The following is a 17,079-nucleotide window of genomic DNA, read 5'->3' as shown; positions in this document are numbered from 1 at the left end:
GAACTTCAGCCTTCCAAGCTGACTACGTGGGTTCGATTCCCATCACCCGCTCCAATGTTATTTACTCGAACTACAATTAAATGTATACAATTTCATGACCTCGGGTATAAAAAAGTCCCATGAGTATACAAACATACACATAGGACCAGTTGATTTTCTAATTTAATATGCTATAATAATTTGTGACGATTAGATCGTTACAAAAAATATAAAGAAAAATGGTGATCAAACACTGGTATTGTTTGTAAACCTAGGTATTTAATGGCTGCCAAACCATTGAATACCTCTTTTTTATACTTTATATTTAATTTTCAATTACATTAGCGGCATTTCCACATAATAGCAATATAAAGTTTTAATCGCGTAGTTTTCCACACTGCATAACAATATGGTATAGTTTTATTTTTCTGCAAATATTTGATTATATTCCTTTATTTATTATTTTTTCTATGGAGCGAATCAACTATTTTTTCAACTTTATTAGTATATAAAAGCAAACTTATGAAATTGGATAATTTTTATTGTTTTTTCAAACAATTATAATATATATGTTAATGGAAAAGATAGTATTTACCTACATTTTTTCTAATTAATGAGCATAGAATATTATGACAAGAAATTGTCAAAACTAAATTTAGGGTATGGTAGATAGCAATAGCGATTCTACTATCTAAGGTGCAAAGATAACGAAATAGATTTTTATGGATACTTATCTCCTTGGATAAACCAGTGAGCTGATGGACTCGTCGACCTGAGCCACGGGTTATAAAATAATGTGGTCTACTTTGGCTGCAATGCCCCACAAAAATGGAAATAAGGAAGCTAATCGCTTCCTTATTTTATTAATATAATAATTGTATAACAGGAAGAAAACTATGGAATTATTGTATGATAATTTGATGTATTTTGAAAATAAGATTCTTCCTTATTATATTTTGCTGTACACAGCCAAAGGTGTCATTGTTATTAATCCACTGGAGAGAAATTTAAAGCATTTAACAGGGGCATCACACTCTAAATATGTGAGTATTAAGAATGCAGATGCACAATACTTTTATAAACAGGTAAGAAATAAAAATATTCATCTATTTCATCTGATAAATAAAGATAAATATTTAAATAAATGTTTAGATTATAAAGATTTACTTATCTTATCTAAAAATATGTGTTTCGTTGAATTATTCGATTCCTTATTAGGTAACCCTCAACTTTGTCTTTATGCTAAAGCATCCAATACCGATATATTTGATACAGCCTATTTACATTTTAAATTGACTGAAAATTATGGACTATATTTAGGTGTCATAGGAGATAATGAATCTAATTATCATTTCTTTAATTCAATTATTCAAAGTATTGAAAACCCCAATAAATATATTGTAAAAAAAATTAATGTTTCTAAAATAAAATTTATAATGAAAGAGGAGTTCATAGAAGAAAATTATGCGTTTTATTTATCAAAAAGAAATCAAAATGATTAAAAAGTTAAAAATCCTCTAAAACGAAAATTAGCTCTAAAAACAATAAAAAATCAAGTTCAAATTTTATTGGAAAACGGGTTAGCTATATCAATAAGCCCATATAAAAAAGATGCATTGATGATATATAAAAATGGTATTATAATAGAAAAAAAAGAGCAAATAAAGGGAGATTTACTGACAGCATAGGAAATAGCGGAATATATAAACAACAAATATAAAGATCGCTAATACATATTGATCGAAGCTAAAAGGAAAAAGCTACATTCATACCTGTAGCTTTCAGATTGTTGACAAAGTGGTACTCCAAATAGAGTATCGCTTTTCTTTTGCTTCATAAATTTTAATTATTGTTGAAATCTTTCGTTTTATTATGGTTTTAGTTGATGCTTTCCATCTCCTTCTTGCCATTCTTTTTAAATTATGACACGCAAAAATCATCAGCCCTTGTTGCCGATTTTTTTGTAGTCCTCTCAATCTTGTATATCTCAAATTGTGATACTCCTTACAATCTCCAAATACACGTTCGATACTCTCTTTTCGCTGGGGATATCGTTCTTTCCATTCAGGCGTATGTCGTATCTCTTCCATAGCTTCTTCTCGATTTCTTCCCATACATGTCGTGTGATGACTTTTTGATGTTTTTTCGATTGTGTACACTTATTTAAAAAGGAACAATTCTTACAGTCTTCTGGTTCCGATTTATATTTTTTATAGCCTAATTTGTTCGTTATTCTATATTCTAATATTTTTATATTCGGACATATATAACAGTCATATCCTTCATCATAAACATATTCATATTTCTTGAAGAACCCTTTCTTCGTTGTTGGCCTTTTATATGGTGCATACATTTTTTGCTTATGCTCTAATATCGTCTTACATATTGCTGGGGTTATATATCCTGCATCTAAACAGATATTTTTGATTTGATCTTTAAATTTGTCTCTCAATATCTGGTATGCCTGAAAGAAGGAGACACTATCATGCACATACCTATTGCAAAAATAAGTCCCCCAATTGTTCCTAATATAATTTCTAATAATGTTTTTTTCATTCTTCTTTCTCCCATTCTTTATTATTACTTATTTTTCATTTCGATATCAGCTTGATATATTTTTTCTAAATTTTTTTTCGATTCTTTTAAATTAACATTTGATAAATATGTTATTGCCTTTTCTAAGTTATCAGATTCAAAATTCCACCATTTTATTTCCTTTAAAAATGCAATTGTATCTTCATCAAATCTAGATTTAATTATTGCCGCAGGGGAACCTCCAACAACACTATAAGGTGGTACATCTTTTGTTACTACACTATATCCAGCAATTATTGCACCATCACCAATTTTTACACCTGGCATAATTCTTGCTTTTCTACCAATCCATACATCATTACCAACAATTGTATCTTTTATTGGCGGCATTTCATCTTTTGTCATTCCAAGGTGTGACGCCCAATTTTTACTAATTGTATTAAAAGGATAAGTTGAAAAAGATCGTGTGCTATGATTTGCTGCTCCCATTATGAATTCAACGCCATAAGCAATACTACAAAACTTTCCAATGTATAAATCTCCATGACCTGGATAATTATAAAAAACATTATCTTTTTCAAAATCAGCATCAACTTTTCCATTACAATCATAATATGTAAACATACCAACATGAACATTACTTGCTTTAATAGTATTTTTTATATAAATCATATTTTTATGTTGATTATAGGTAGGGTATGTATCAAATTTAGCCTCATTAAATTCTTGTTTCATTATTTTTTCTCCTTTTTTAATCTCTTTTTTGCATCTTCTACGGTTTCTTCATCTTTTGTTAAATATTGGTCCACAAATTTATCTTCAAGTTTAGTATAAGTTTTTACAACAGTATCCTCTATTTTTTTATATCCACCAGTAACACCTTTTTCAATGTTTTTATAACCGTTTACCATTGAATCTGCAATTTTTTCATTTGCTTTAATTAATCTTGATTTTGCCATCTATTCACCTCCAATGTACTAGACACTTGTTTGTTTAATACATTTATAGTATAATATAATTATAATTTTAAATTCAATCAACAGATTAAAGCAAAATGTTGGGTTGATGGAGATTGATTACATGAATATTCCAAATAATAAAAGAAAAAAAGACTCTCAACTAAAAATAGAAAAAGTTTTTGTTAATTTATTGCGAACAAAAGAAATACATGAAATTAATGTAACTGATATTGTTAAACTTGCTAAAGTAAATCGTTCAACTTTTTACGCTAATTATATAGATATCTATGATTTAGCTGAAAAAATTGGAAATAATATGATTAATGAAATAGAAAGGATATATGCAGATGAAAGAGATAATCAATACAATAGTGATGATTATTTAAAACTATTCAAACATATTAAAGACAATCAGTTATTTTATAAAACATTATTCAAATTGAAAATTGATCAAAAAATAGAAACCACTGCATATGATACTTATCTATCTAAAAAAATATACAATGATGAATTTATTGACTATCATATTGAATTTTTTAAAGCAGGATTTAATGCTATTATAAAAAAATGGTTATCTAATGATTGTAAAGAAACACCAGAAGAAATGATGGAAATAATCAAAAGTGAATATAAAGGTAAATGTCTTGATTAAATATCAAGACTTCAGATTGTTGACAAAGTGGTACTCCAAATAGAGTATCGCTTTTAGCGATATTTCCACATAATAGCAATATAAAGTTTTAATTGCGTAGTTTTCCACACTGCATAATAATATGGTGTAGTTTTATTTTTCAGTAAATATTTTATATTCCTTTATTTATTATTTTTTCTATGGAACGAATCAACTATTTTTTCAACTGCATCAATATATAAAAGTAAACTTATGAAATCGGATAATTATTATTGCTTTTTAATATAATTATGATAGAAAAGATAGTATTTACCTACATTTTTTCTAATTAATGAGCATAGAATATTATGACAAGAAATTGTCAAAACTAAATTTAGGGTGTGGTAGATAGCAATAGCGATTCTACTATTCGTGAAAGTGGCCACATAAGAACCTACCTTTCTCGGATAAACCAAGCGAGAGTTCATTGTCCTCGTTAGCTTGTCACGAGCTTTATAAATGTGAGTTCGGTAAGGGTTAGGCCTTACACCGCAATGTAAAACAGGAGCTAAGTAGCTCCTATTTTATTTAAGGAGAATAATTAAAAATGAATGGGGATTTTTGCATAAATAAGAATGGGGAATACTTTAAAGAAGAAATCCTGCCATATTATATTAGAAACAACATTGGGACATCTCATAATTGACTCTAAAGAAGAAAATTTAAAGCATTTACTCGGGATTGATAAATCTTACAATATTATCTATACACGAATGTCTGCAAAAAACTTTTATGACCATCTATTTAAAAGTACTGTCTCTATTTTTGAATTAGTTGATAAAAAAAGATACGAAACATCTTCCTTGACTAAAGATGAACTTTACATATATGGTAGAAACGCAGCTTTTGTCTCTATTTTTAAAAGTCTTTTCAACGAAACAAACATTATGGTTTACAAGAAACAGATAGGAACATTACTTGATACAGATTATCTACAATTCTGTTATATAAATAGTGCCGGTGGATATTTAGGCATCGTAGGCGGAACTACAGATGACTATTATCATTTTAATTCAGTCGTTTTAGAAAGAGATAATCCAAATAAATATATAGGACAAAAAGTAGTAATCAAAAGCATTGAAAAAGTGTTAAAGTCTGAGTTCAAAAGGGAGAATTACAACATATATGCTTCTAAACGATACAAAAAGTTATCAGCAAAGCAAATAAAAAAAGCCAATTACAAACAACTTGTAAAAGACATCAACCTCCTACTTATTGATGATCTCATTCTTGGGCTAGGAAGGTACGGTAAAAATAGCATTCAAGTTTATAGAAGCAAAACTTTAATTGAAAAAAGATTGAATATTCCAGATGAAATAGAAACGGTTGCAAATATAGCAACTTACATAAATGAACAATATAAAAACCAAAATACATAGAAAGCACATTTGTGCTTTCTTTTTCTATTAAAAAATTATCCTGAAAGAGGCTTGGAATAACTAAGCAAAACTATCCTCCCCTATTCTATTTAAAGTAAAGGCATAAAAATTTATGACTTCTTCAACGTAAAATCAGTATTCAAAGATACTCCTATTTATAAGAATCTAAATCTCAATAAATACAAAAGTAAAGCAAAACGCAGGATATGTCTAAGCATCCCCTTTATTTAAATTTACTTACACATAAGCCATTATCTTTCTATGATTATTGTATTTAAAATCTTTTTGCAGTTCATTAAAATCCTCTCTTTTTCTTCATTATTTCTAAATTTAGATAGTAGTTCAAAGTCATATAATATCCAGTATATAATCATTCTCTCCTCTAAGTATTTAACCGCATTTAACTTCGTATAATACTTTTTAATATAATGAAACAAGTTTTGATAATCTTCTGTCTTTTGAAAAGAATCCATTTCAATATTCGCCCATTTCCATGGGAAAAACACACTCATATACAATAGTCTTAAATCAAAATCAAAAGGAGCAGTTATTGAATCGTTAAAATCGATTAATTTAATTTTTTGACTGCTGTCTAATAGAATGTTATCAAAATGTAAATCATTATGAATGCAGCAAAATGTATTATCTGATAAGATCTCATCATATTGATCAAGCGAATTCATAATAACATAGCTTTCATCTTCGCTGAACAGATTCGTTGTTTTATTAAAGCTTGATAAGATACTTGCTTTTATCGCTGCACTCCAATCATACTTAACCCCTTCGTTAGAATGCATCTTCCTTAATACGTCAACTAATTCTTTAACCCATTCTTCTCTTTGCTGTTCGCTCATTTTATACCAGTGATAATAAACAGATTTCCCATCTACTTTTTCTAATATTTCATAAACGTAAGGTCCTACTCCTTTTGAATTATCATATTTATATAAAGTTGGGATATTTTTATTATCTTGATTCCTATGATAAAAATTGACTTCTACGTCAAATGAAGCTTCTTTTTCACTTTCACCACAGACCTTAAGGATATATTGATCGTTAACACTAAAGAGACTATTATTAAATCCTGCATTGATTTCCTCAATGCTTTTTTTATCGCCAATTATATCTTTATTGGCTCGTACTATTTTTTCAGCAAGCTCTAAGCGCTGTTTCACCAAATTTTCTTTTACTTCAAATATTTTAAATACCACTTTTGTATCCTCAGTAAAATTTGAACATCTTGTTTTAAAATAATGGGTATAAGCTTTTTTCCATTCTGTCAATGTCCCTATACCTTCAAGGTTAGATAAATCTTCATTAATATTTTTAAATTCCGTGATAATGACTTTTTTTGTTTTGGTTAAACAAGCCTTCTTCTCATTATCAAAGATTAAGATCGCCTCTTCTTCAACATGTGAGATATCATTTCCATTGTATAAAGAGGTAACTGCCGTTTTTTTACCGGACAATACTAATTCTACCCACTGATCATTATTCATCTCAAAATGCCATGTTTGTAATGTTTTAGTCATGCTTATACCCCCATTTCTAGTGAAAAGTTTACCACACAATAAATGCTTTACCTAGATATTAATAAAACTTAATCGCTTTTACTGTCTCAAATACTATAGAAAACATAGCTTTTTTTCTTGAGTTGGAAATAACAAAGCAGCTAGGTGGCATATCTAACTGTCATTCAACCCTTAGATCATCAAACTAAAGAAATAAAATATTATCGGTATATCATGTAATTTTAATTCATGATAAAGCTTGTTTATTTTATAAACCAGACCTATAATATAGATATACATAATATTAATAATATAAATAATATCAATGAAAGGAGTAAAATCATGAATGTAATTGTTGAATTGAGAGATTTAGGTAAAATCTATTATCCTAATACTAATCAAGAAGTAATCGCATTGAAAAACATTAATTTAACTATATCTGTCGGAGATTTCCTAGTAGTTATGGGAACAAGTGGCAGCGGAAAATCTACCTTATTAAATATGATTACGACTGTTGATGAACATACTTCAGGTGATATTCTAATTAACGGCAGATCTATTTCTACCATGACCTCAGCTGATAAAGCAAAATACCGCTATCAGTCATTAAACTTTATATTTCAAGATTTTAATTTATTAAATAGTTTAAGTATTTATGAAAATATAGAAATACCATTACTGATGAACGGTGTTGATCAAGAAATAGCTAAAAAGCAAATTATTAAAACAATGGATGATCTTGGAATCACTGACTTAATAAAAAAATATCCTATCGAGTGTTCGGGTGGTCAGCTTCAAAGAGTGGCAATTGCCAGAGCGATCGTGAGCGGCGCTCCTTTGATTGTGGCAGATGAACCCACAGGAAATTTAGACAGTACAAATGCTGAACAGATGATGGAATTATTAGTCACTTTAAACCATGGTGGAACCACCATTATTTTAGTAACCCACGATAGTGCAATGGCAAGCTATGGCCACACAGTATTATTCATTAAAGATGGAGAAATTCACCAAAAAATAGAAAAAAACAATCAAACTAGGCAGGAATATTTCCAGCAGATAGTCAAATTGACATCAAATATAGAAAATTAGGAGGTGGAAATCATGTCTACGATCATTAAGGCAGTCAAAATAAGTAAACGATATAAAATAGATGAAAAAACATTTGTCCAGGCATTAGATAATATTGACATAGAGATCAATGAAGGGGAATTCATTTGTATCATGGGAGCCAGCGGTTCAGGTAAATCTACTTTAATCCAAATCTTATCAACCATCGACAAACCATCTAAAGGCACAGTATCCGTAGAAGAAAGATCAAAGATGGAAATGCAGTACGACTTATCTCAATTTCGCTATCAGAATCTTGGTTTTGTGTTTCAAGATCTAAATCTATTAGATGAGTATACGGTATTTGAAAATATTGCTCTGCCTGTATTAATAATGCAAGGTAAAGATAAAAACATTGAAAATCGAGTGAAGGTGTTAGCAAAGAAAATCGGCATCGAGTCTTTACTTGAAAAGTATCCGAACGAATGTTCCGGAGGTCAGCAGCAAAGAATTGCGATTGCTAGAGCATTGATTAATCAACCTAAAATTCTAATCGCAGATGAGCCAACAGGTAATCTTGACAGTACAACTGTAAAAGCAATAATGAAAGTATTTAAATCCTTAAATGATGAAGGTACAGCGATTTTAATGGTAACACACGATTGTTATTTAGCAAGTTACAGTGATCGAATGCTTTATTTGAAATCAGGTAGAATTATTGATGAAATAAAAAAACAGTCAATGTCGCAGGAAGAATATTTTGATCAAATAATAGCCTTAAATTCTAAGCATAGTATATAGGGAGGAATGACATATGGAAACCATTAGGCTAGCCTTTAAATCATTGAAATTTGATACCAAAAAAACAAAATCATATTTTCTGTTCCAAATATTTATTACCATTGGAATATGTATCTGCTGTCATTTTTTAGCTGATTTTGGTTCGTATATACAAAATATTCCGGGCTATGAATACAGTGTGCTTATCTACGATCATAAATATTTTATCGAGCAAACTTTTCCTCCTACTACTATGTTTAGTATATTTTTACTGTTTGCATTAGTCATGTTAGGATTTTATGCTTTTCAATTCATTTATCAAGAGCAGTCCAAAAGAATAGCCGTGTTTAGAATCGGCGGTGTTAGCGCCGCCAAAATCATCTTATTTCTCTTCATGTATCTATTCCCCATTATTTTGACTGCTATTCTAATTGGTTTAATACTGGGATTCATTTCTGTTCAGCTTCTTAATTACATTATCTTTAGTTTTAGCGAAGCTGCTTATCCGGGCATTCAATTCTCCGTTGAAGGAATCGTAATCACCATCATTATCTTATTAATTCAAATGGTCTACTATATTATTTTAATATTAGGTTTTGTGGTCAGAAATGAGATCAAAGATATACTCTACTATAGTAATAATGGCAGCCATTTAAGCAACGCTAGAATCAATCAAGATAAAAAAACGAATAGAATGATGGTAGCCTGTGTAGGACTTATCTTTATAATGTACTTGTATATAAAGGCCGTCAACAGCCTCAATACGAATATAATACTTTGCTGTATTGCAATTGGGTTTATTATGAAACCGCTGATTCAAGATATTTTTGTCAAGATGATCACAAAAATGAAGCGAACCAAATATTATAAAAAAACAAACGGTTATTTCGGCTTAACGTTTGCGATTTCAAATTTAATTCAATGCTATGGGCTGATCTTTGTATTATCTATGCTTTATCAATATGCCATTTGTTTACTGGTTTTCTTTAATAACCGTTTAGTGGATTTATCAATCAGTGTCGCTTTATTTTTAATCGCTACTTTAGCTGTTGTGATATCCATTGGATTTCAATTATTAACAGAAGCAAAGAAGAAGAAAAAAGAATATTTTGAATTATTTAGGATAGGAAAAACAAACAATGATATTAAGGAAGTTATCCATTACGATCTCATTACATTTTTAATTGTGACCTTTACCGTTTCAAATATATTTCCACTCGTTACATTCGTCCGTTCTTTACTTGACGGGATCATTACGGTGAGTTTCTTCTTGGGTACCGTTGGAATTTACGGCGTTGAATTAATCATTTTATATTTTATAGTAAAGAAAGGATACTATCGTATTGTCGCAAAGACTTAAAATATAAGAATATTGATATATATAACTACCTTTTGCACTATTCATCGCTGTATTTCCGCTTATATCCTATTTAAGCAACAATAACGTCATTGACTAGTGACATTTTTAAGAAGGCTGATCCCATTATTTTAACACGATCTTCTCATCTTCTTCTGATAATTTTCCTGTATCCTTTTATTAAAGGAGGAAGGATGATGATCACAAATAAATCTAAATGTTCCATGATACTGTTAGGTTTTGCTTTATTCTTTAGTTTTCTATTATGGCTGACCTATTCATTTCTACATAAGAAACATGAAAAAGTCCTTCGCTAATCCGAAGGACCTTGTTTATTTAATGCAGGCAAATGCTTGTTTTAAATCATTGATAATATCTTCTGAATCTTCTAATCCAACAGAAATACGCAATGTTTCCTGCTTAACACTGGCTGCTTGTCGTTCCTCTTCACTCATCTGTGCATGAGTTGTACTTGCCGGATGCGTCAGTAATGTTCTTGAATCGGCAAAGTTTGTTACATGAATAATTAATTTGATGTTGTTGATCACTGTTTTACCGCCATCAATTCCACCTTTTACCCCGAAAGTATATAATCCGCCAAATCCATTTGGGAAATACTTTTTCGCAAGGTCATGATCAGGATGGCTAGGCAATTCAGGATAGCTTACCCATTCCACATCTTCGCAAATTTCTAAGAATTGTGCTATCTCACGTGAATTTTTAACGTGCTGTTTCATTCTTAAAGACAGTGTTTCTAAACCTAATAATGTCATATAGGCATTAAACGGTGACATACATGCTCCTAAGTCACGCAATGTCTTGGCAACCATTTTAGTTGTCAGAGCGCCTTCATTTAGATCAGCGTACACAATATCATGGTAAGCTTTATCCGGTTGTGTAAACAATGGATAACGTGGGTTATGCCAATCAAATTTACCACTATCAACAACGATCCCCCCCATGACATTTCCATGACCGGCTAAGTATTTTGTCGTTGAATAAACAACAATATCAGCTCCATGTTCGATGGGTTTAAATAAATAAGGAGTCGGCGTTGTATTATCAACCACAAACACGATACCGTATTTCTTAGCGATTGCACTGACTTTATCAAAGTCAATAATATCTGCGTTAGGATTTCCTACAGATTCAACAAAAATCATTTTTGTCTTATCATTGATCATTTTTTCCATTCCATCTAAATCTTTAGGATTAAACAAGTGTGTCGTAAATCCCATTCCAACCATTGTTCCGGATAAAGAACCGATTGTTCCCCCATAAAGGTTATTTGCCGCTAAAATCTCGTCTCCGCTTTGCAGAATCGTCATGATTGTTCCCATGATTGCCGCTGTCCCTGATGCATACGCGACAGCCCCTACTCCGCCTTCTAAAGCTGCCATTCTTTCTTGTAAAGCTGTAACTGTTGGGTTAGACAAACGTGAATAGAAGTATCCCCCTTCTTCTAATGCAAAGATGCGTGCCGCTTGATCCGCATCGTCAAAAGTAAATGCGTTAGATAAACATAAAGGCACTCCCGTTGCTTTTGTTGTTGGATCGATATGCTGTCCAGCATGTACTTGTAATGTTTCAAATTTATATTCTGACATATTATCCCTCCTCATATAACAAAAATATTACCACAAAATACAAATAATAAAAAGAAAAAGGTGTATCCACCCTTTCTTTTATTTAACGTATTTGTTTAAAATGATACAACGCTCCAATCAAATTGGCATCATTATAATATTTACAAGTTGTTACTTTAGGGATAAGCAATTGTTTCTTTGTTTCGTTATAAATATGCTCCAACGCTTTTTGAACACCTTCAAGAACTCTCGGTTGTTTACTGATCCCTCCGCCTAAACAGATAATCTCCGGGTCATACATATATTGCAGATTGTATAACTGCACTGCAACATCGATATAGAATTGATTTAGGATATCAAGTACGATCGGATTATTTTGCTCTGCTTTTTCAAATATAAAGTAGCCGTTTACTTCAGATATCGGCAAGTTCAAGCGATTTGCTGTGATTTGACACAGGGCTTTTGTTGAAGAGGTATCCGCCCACGTTATAAACTTGTTTTTTGCAGCGTCATAATCAGAAATGATGGTACTGATTTCACCGGCAAGACGATGTCCGCCATGATGAACCGCTTTATTTTTGATAATCGCACCGCCGATTCCCGTTCCAAATACAACAACAATTGAATCCTGATAAGCAGAAGCATTTCCAATCCAAGCTTCTGCTAATCCCGCACATTTACCATCATTTTCCAATGTTACTTTTATCCCATCACAAGCATTGGAAAGCTCTTTGGTCAAACATACTTCATTTAAATAGGGATATGCTGAAATAACTAGGATCTTTCCCTGCTGAGCATCAATAACTCCCGGACACGCTAAAGCAATTCCTTCCACTTCATGCTTTCCTTCATGATAAATTCGGCTTAAACTTTCAATAAATTCAGGTAATGAATGCAATGAATTTGAAAGAAATTCATGTCGTTCCAAAATTGTTCCTTCTTCATTTAAATACGCATATTTTATGGCTGTCCCACCAATATCAAATACTAAATACATAGATTCCACCTTCCCGTCTCTTTGGCTTTATCATATCATAATTTAATATATTAATACATATCTAGTACAAGTTAACTATACATTTTCTTAATGTTTTAATAGACTACATTGAAGGAGGCAAAATATGAATTATTATGAAGATTTAACACAAATGATGATGGGTGGACAATGTCAAAGTGAAATGCCTAAAGTTTGTGGCTGCAGCAATCCAATGCAACAGACCATGGCACAGATGCAAGGACCGCAAATGAATGCTCAGTCTATGGCTCAAATGCAAGCACCGCAAATGAATACTCAATCTATGCCACAAATGCAGGAAGCACAAATGAACGCTCAATGTATGTCACAGACACAAATGCCACAAAAAGCACAGAAGGATGGAGCGATGGCGAAGCCAGCAAAAGATATGAAAAGCGCCAGCTGCATTCCTCTAGGTAAAAACTATCCATTATTTCAAGTGGATACAGCATTTATGCTCGGAAACCTGTTTGAGGGATTATACGATCCTTACTGTGGGTTCAGTAACTTCCCATTACAGGCATGCAATCAGGAGCAATCATTACTATATCAAGTATTGGCATTTAAATTTGCTGCACATGAATTGAATCTATTATTGGATAATGATCCTAAGAATGAAAAACTGATTCAATTATTCAATCAATATAACGAAATGTACAAAAAATTATTAAGCCAATATACAAAACAGTACCGTCCATTAACCGTAGATCAATGTAATCCTACGAATCAATGGATGTGGATCAATTCACCCTGGCCATGGGAAAATAAATAAAAGGAGACAACTATGTGGAAATATGAAAAAACACTGCAATACCCTGTAGATATTAAACACAAAGATTTACAGATGGCAAAGTATATCATTACTCAGTTTGGTGGTGCAAACGGTGAATTAGGTGCTCTGTTACGTTATTTAACCCAGAGATATACCATGCCAGATGAAAGAGGACGCGCTTTACTAACGGATATCGGAACCGAGGAAACAGCGCCTAAATGATGTATGTAATAAAAAGCTGAATTTAATCAATATTTTTATACGGAAATTTAGTCCTTTTAATAAATCTTGTTTTATATTTGCGTTCATATCTACTACGGAATTTTGAATCCATCGACAAGATCATATATCTTAGCGGATATTCCCCACATTTCTTATATTTTGTTAAGTCTCTATACAATTTATTAACGGCTTTTCTTAATTGATCGCACACCACAAAATAAATAATTTTTTCATCGATATTAGTAAATTTACCATCTTTTAAATACTTAGTTATTTTTTCAGGATCTAGTTCATCAATTAAAAAGACTTTGCAACTACTATCGGAATTATATTTAATAAAGCTATCTTGTATAGTAACAGTTAAAGAAGCAGTCAATTTAGGAGATAATATTGCATTATAAACTTCATTTCTCTTATATAGTTTTGAACCTGTTGAAATCTTTTCGACACAGATATTTGTGTCACCTAAAAACGGAGTAATATCTTGTAACATATAAATCCATCCTTTCTAAATATAATTATATTATCGTATATAAATATAAAAATAGCTATTATAAAATAGCTATTCCATACATTCTTTTGTTGATTTATCTATTCTAATCCCCTTAAACACAGGTTGTCTTAACCCTTCCTTATCCGAAGGCATATATTCTACGATACATACTAAAGTTGGATCTAACCATACGGCTTTTTCATTCCCTGAAGGAACTGGTAAATTAAATGGGGAATGATCTATAATTGTATACTTATATTGATTCAGCGTTCTAAGACTGCTTCCCAAGGTGACGTGACCTTTATAAATTAGTTCTTCCTTATTATTATATTGTCCTATTATTATACTGGTCATATTATTAGGCTTCTGAATATACCCACATACAACATAGTCCTGATCCTCTAACACTTTAAATTTTATCCAATCTTTAGAACGCTTCCCATAAAAGTATTTACTGCCTTTACGTTTAGCGACTACTCCCTCTAAACCTTGCTGCTTTGTAAGATTAAATAATGCAACACCATGATTTTCTACTGTTTTAGATATGGCAATTCGGTCATTTTCTTTAACAGTTTGATTTAAAATGACTTTTCTTTCTTCTAAAGACAGATCGACTAAATCTTTATCACCAACATAAATAATATCATAAGTCACAAATGTTGCGGGCAACCGAGAAGATTGTAACTTAATTTTAAAAGGATTGGTCATAAGTGTCCTTTTTTGAACTTCAAAAAAATCCGGTGTACCGTTCCTCATCACAATAATTTCTCCGTCTAAAATACACCGACTATTAACTTGCAAATTTAATTTTAGCAATTCCGGAAACAAGGAGGTAATATTCTTGTTTCTTTTATTCCTTAAGTCTACATCGTCTTTTGTTATATAAGCAAGACAACGGATTCCGTCAAACTTTAATTCATAAAAATAGTTTGGATCATCAAACGGCTTACTTTGATCTGCGATCAGCATTGCCCGAGCTTCTCTATTTTCAAAAATATCCATACTAAGATGGAATTGAATGGTTGTTTGCCATTTCTAGGGTTTGTTGTAATGCGGTCATTAAATCTATAGCGGTTGTTTGTTGCTCGTTTCCAGCCGTTACGATTTCTTGTCCATTTATCTTTGTCTGAATAGCTTCTCTTAATTTAGCCTGATATTCATCTTCATATTCCTCAGCTTTAAAAGGTTCTGTCATGCTAGCGATTAACATTTTAGCCATTTCTAATTCTTTTTTATCTACTTGCACTTTATTAATAGATGGGATCGGCTGTATTTCTTCTTGAAAAAATAATATCTTAGCGATTATATCATTTTTTGTAGGATATAATGCCACTAATTCCTCTTTATTCCCCATAACTGTTTTAGCGATTGCAATTTTCTTAGAACTAAATAACGCTTGTCTTAATAATTCGAACGCTTTTTCTCCACCGGGTTCCGGTGCAAGATAATAATCACGATCGAACATAATTGGATCTACATCTGTTATCTTTGCAAAATGAATAACATGGATAGTCTTATCTTTTTTAGTTTTTATACGTTCTAATTCGTCTTCTGTTATAGTCACATATTTTCCTTTCTCATACTCAAATCCTTTTATTATTTCACTACTTTTTACCTCTTTTCCGCAGCTAGGACAAATTTTCTGATATTTAATCCGCTGGTGATTGCCCGAATCATCTTTACAAAGTTGATTAAAGCTAATCCCTGTTTCTCTCGTTGTTTTGTGTAAGCTAACAGGAACATATAACATTCCTACACTTATTGCACTTTTATGTGCTATTGGCATATTCATCACACTCCTATATTGTTAGTTATGTGTACATTATTAGGAATTATACAGCAAGCTATATAACTTCTTATAGTAACTTGTTAAATCTATTAAGTTATACATAGTGCTATAATACTCTTTGAGGTGAATAGGTATGGAAGAAAAGGCAAAGTGTCCTAAATGTGGAAAAACAATCACAAAACATGGTACATATTTAGAGAATAAATAAAGGTGGAACAGTCCATCAACTCTTTTATTGCGGTAACTGTAAGTTCTCTTTTAAAACAGTTAACGGAAAAATTATAGAAAATTACACTTTAAAAGAAAAATAAGATCGTTCATATACCTTGAATGATCTTATTTTTATATTCCATAATCGAATGATAAACATTGCTTAAATCATCTTGTGATATTATCTTTAAGTCCAATGCTATTTTAAGCTGTCCGAATATAATCCCCTCGCAATACTCTAATAATTCTAAATCTGATCTGTCCTCTTGCATAGCTTGTACATAACTTCCATAAGAGTGTATAAGATTTAAAAACACAATCTCTTTTAATTTCCCTATTTCCATATCCACATTCTCCCTACATTACTAATTAATATAATAACATAAGAAACAAATAAATAACAAAAACTTTTTAAAATCTATTGCAATAGGTAGCTACCTATGATATAATGAGAATGTAAGGAAAGGAGGGAATGAAATGAATGATGAGATAAGTGAAATAATAAAAGACTTATCGGAAGCAGTCTTCTACATAGTCTCTACGGTCTGCCTAATCGTGACAACTAAGAATAGAAGAAAGAAAACCAATAAGTCTAAGAGAAAGAGGAAATAATCCTCTTCTCTCTCTTCACTTATATTATAACACATTCATTTATAATTTATGGATAAATTTAAAGTATTTGATATAATAGTAGTATTAAGTGCCATTAAAATATTGTTTGATGGATTAAATGGAGAATTTTCTCACCCTACTCCTTTTGATTTCGTTAAAT

At 31.1% G+C, this 17,079-nt stretch carries 19 protein-coding genes; 8 read left to right on the top strand and 11 right to left on the bottom strand.

Annotation, left to right across the window (positions count from 1 at the left end; genetic code table 11):
* The first annotated feature begins 875 nt into the window (after positions 1-875).
* Positions 876-1,481, top strand: coding sequence for a hypothetical protein (locus tag ACLRVU_RS09870; RefSeq protein WP_412891716.1), 606 nt, complete (start codon positions 876-878; stop codon positions 1,479-1,481).
* Positions 1,482-1,760: 279 nt separating this feature from the next.
* On the opposite strand, the gene ACLRVU_RS09865 is transcribed toward ACLRVU_RS09870, so the two are convergent.
* From ACLRVU_RS09865 to ACLRVU_RS09850, 4 genes are all read right to left on the bottom strand, one after another.
* Positions 1,761-2,069 (bottom strand): transposase, encoded by a 309-nt coding sequence (locus ACLRVU_RS09865; RefSeq protein ID WP_412891715.1) that lies wholly within the window; start codon positions 2,067-2,069, stop codon positions 1,761-1,763.
* Positions 1,967-2,332 (bottom strand): transposase, encoded by a 366-nt coding sequence (locus ACLRVU_RS09860; protein WP_412891720.1) that lies wholly within the window; start codon positions 2,330-2,332, stop codon positions 1,967-1,969. The genes ACLRVU_RS09865 and ACLRVU_RS09860 overlap by 103 nt, the downstream gene beginning before the upstream one ends.
* Before the next feature lie 227 nt (positions 2,333-2,559).
* Entirely contained in the window at positions 2,560-3,249 is a 690-nt protein-coding gene (locus ACLRVU_RS09855) for a CatB-related O-acetyltransferase (RefSeq protein ID WP_412891714.1), read from the bottom strand.
* Positions 3,249-3,473 (bottom strand): hypothetical protein, encoded by a 225-nt coding sequence (locus ACLRVU_RS09850; protein WP_412891713.1) that lies wholly within the window; start codon positions 3,471-3,473, stop codon positions 3,249-3,251. The genes ACLRVU_RS09855 and ACLRVU_RS09850 overlap by 1 nt, the downstream gene beginning before the upstream one ends.
* A 121-nt stretch (positions 3,474-3,594) precedes the next feature.
* Between ACLRVU_RS09850 and ACLRVU_RS09845 the strand changes: the two genes are divergently transcribed.
* Complete coding sequence (locus ACLRVU_RS09845; RefSeq protein WP_412891712.1) at positions 3,595-4,125, top strand: TetR-like C-terminal domain-containing protein; 531 nt, start codon at positions 3,595-3,597, stop codon at positions 4,123-4,125.
* A gap of 593 nt (positions 4,126-4,718) precedes the next feature.
* Positions 4,719-5,522 carry a hypothetical protein gene (locus ACLRVU_RS09840; protein WP_412891711.1) on the top strand — a complete coding sequence of 268 codons (804 nt, stop codon included), beginning with the start codon at positions 4,719-4,721 and terminating at the stop codon, positions 5,520-5,522.
* Between the two features lie 251 nt (positions 5,523-5,773).
* Here the strand turns inward: ACLRVU_RS09840 and ACLRVU_RS09835 are convergent, their stop codons facing one another.
* Complete coding sequence (locus ACLRVU_RS09835) at positions 5,774-7,054, bottom strand: phosphotransferase (protein ID WP_412891710.1); 1,281 nt, start codon at positions 7,052-7,054, stop codon at positions 5,774-5,776.
* Between the two features lie 321 nt (positions 7,055-7,375).
* Between ACLRVU_RS09835 and ACLRVU_RS09830 the strand changes: the two genes are divergently transcribed.
* From ACLRVU_RS09830 to ACLRVU_RS09820, 3 genes are read left to right on the top strand one after another with little or no spacing between them, the layout of a single operon-like run.
* A complete protein-coding gene (locus ACLRVU_RS09830; RefSeq protein ID WP_412891709.1) occupies positions 7,376-8,125 on the top strand; it encodes an ABC transporter ATP-binding protein in 750 nt (249 codons plus the stop codon).
* Between the two features lie 12 nt (positions 8,126-8,137).
* Complete coding sequence (locus ACLRVU_RS09825; RefSeq protein WP_412891708.1) at positions 8,138-8,884, top strand: ABC transporter ATP-binding protein; 747 nt, start codon at positions 8,138-8,140, stop codon at positions 8,882-8,884.
* Positions 8,885-8,897: 13 nt separating this feature from the next.
* Complete coding sequence (locus tag ACLRVU_RS09820; protein WP_412891707.1) at positions 8,898-10,223, top strand: FtsX-like permease family protein; 1,326 nt, start codon at positions 8,898-8,900, stop codon at positions 10,221-10,223.
* A gap of 329 nt (positions 10,224-10,552) precedes the next feature.
* Here ACLRVU_RS09820 and ACLRVU_RS09815 read toward each other — a convergent pair whose 3' ends face one another.
* Both ACLRVU_RS09815 and ACLRVU_RS09810 read right to left on the bottom strand, forming a co-directional pair.
* A complete protein-coding gene (locus tag ACLRVU_RS09815; RefSeq protein ID WP_412891706.1) occupies positions 10,553-11,827 on the bottom strand; it encodes an O-acetylhomoserine aminocarboxypropyltransferase/cysteine synthase family protein in 1,275 nt (424 codons plus the stop codon).
* Positions 11,828-11,909: 82 nt separating this feature from the next.
* Positions 11,910-12,803, bottom strand: a complete 894-nt coding sequence (locus ACLRVU_RS09810; RefSeq protein WP_412891705.1) for an ROK family protein — start codon at positions 12,801-12,803, stop codon at positions 11,910-11,912.
* Between the two features lie 124 nt (positions 12,804-12,927).
* Between ACLRVU_RS09810 and ACLRVU_RS09805 the strand changes: the two genes are divergently transcribed.
* Positions 12,928-13,593, top strand: a complete 666-nt coding sequence (locus tag ACLRVU_RS09805; protein ID WP_412891704.1) for a spore coat protein CotJB — start codon at positions 12,928-12,930, stop codon at positions 13,591-13,593.
* Between the two features lie 12 nt (positions 13,594-13,605).
* Positions 13,606-13,815, top strand: coding sequence for a manganese catalase family protein (locus tag ACLRVU_RS09800; protein WP_412891703.1), 210 nt, complete (start codon positions 13,606-13,608; stop codon positions 13,813-13,815).
* 22 nt (positions 13,816-13,837) lie between these two features.
* On the opposite strand, the gene ACLRVU_RS09795 is transcribed toward ACLRVU_RS09800, so the two are convergent.
* The 4 genes from ACLRVU_RS09795 to ACLRVU_RS09780 form a co-directional block, all read right to left on the bottom strand.
* Positions 13,838-14,308, bottom strand: coding sequence for a hypothetical protein (locus ACLRVU_RS09795; RefSeq protein ID WP_412891702.1), 471 nt, complete (start codon positions 14,306-14,308; stop codon positions 13,838-13,840).
* Positions 14,309-14,377: 69 nt separating this feature from the next.
* A complete protein-coding gene (locus ACLRVU_RS09790) occupies positions 14,378-15,277 on the bottom strand; it encodes a DNA ligase (protein ID WP_412891701.1) in 900 nt (299 codons plus the stop codon).
* Between the two features lie 34 nt (positions 15,278-15,311).
* The gene (locus ACLRVU_RS09785) at positions 15,312-16,094 is read right to left on the bottom strand and encodes a Ku protein (RefSeq protein WP_412891700.1); all 783 of its coding nucleotides are present in this window, start codon (positions 16,092-16,094) and stop codon (positions 15,312-15,314) included.
* Positions 16,095-16,414: 320 nt separating this feature from the next.
* Positions 16,415-16,651 (bottom strand): hypothetical protein, encoded by a 237-nt coding sequence (locus ACLRVU_RS09780; protein WP_412891699.1) that lies wholly within the window; start codon positions 16,649-16,651, stop codon positions 16,415-16,417.
* Between the last annotated feature and the right edge of the window lie 428 nt (positions 16,652-17,079).

This window comes from Beduini sp., assembly GCF_047239305.1.
Lineage (GTDB): Bacteria > Bacillota_I > Bacilli_A > Erysipelotrichales > Coprobacillaceae > Beduini.
This window is presented reverse-complemented; position numbering and strand designations above follow the sequence as displayed.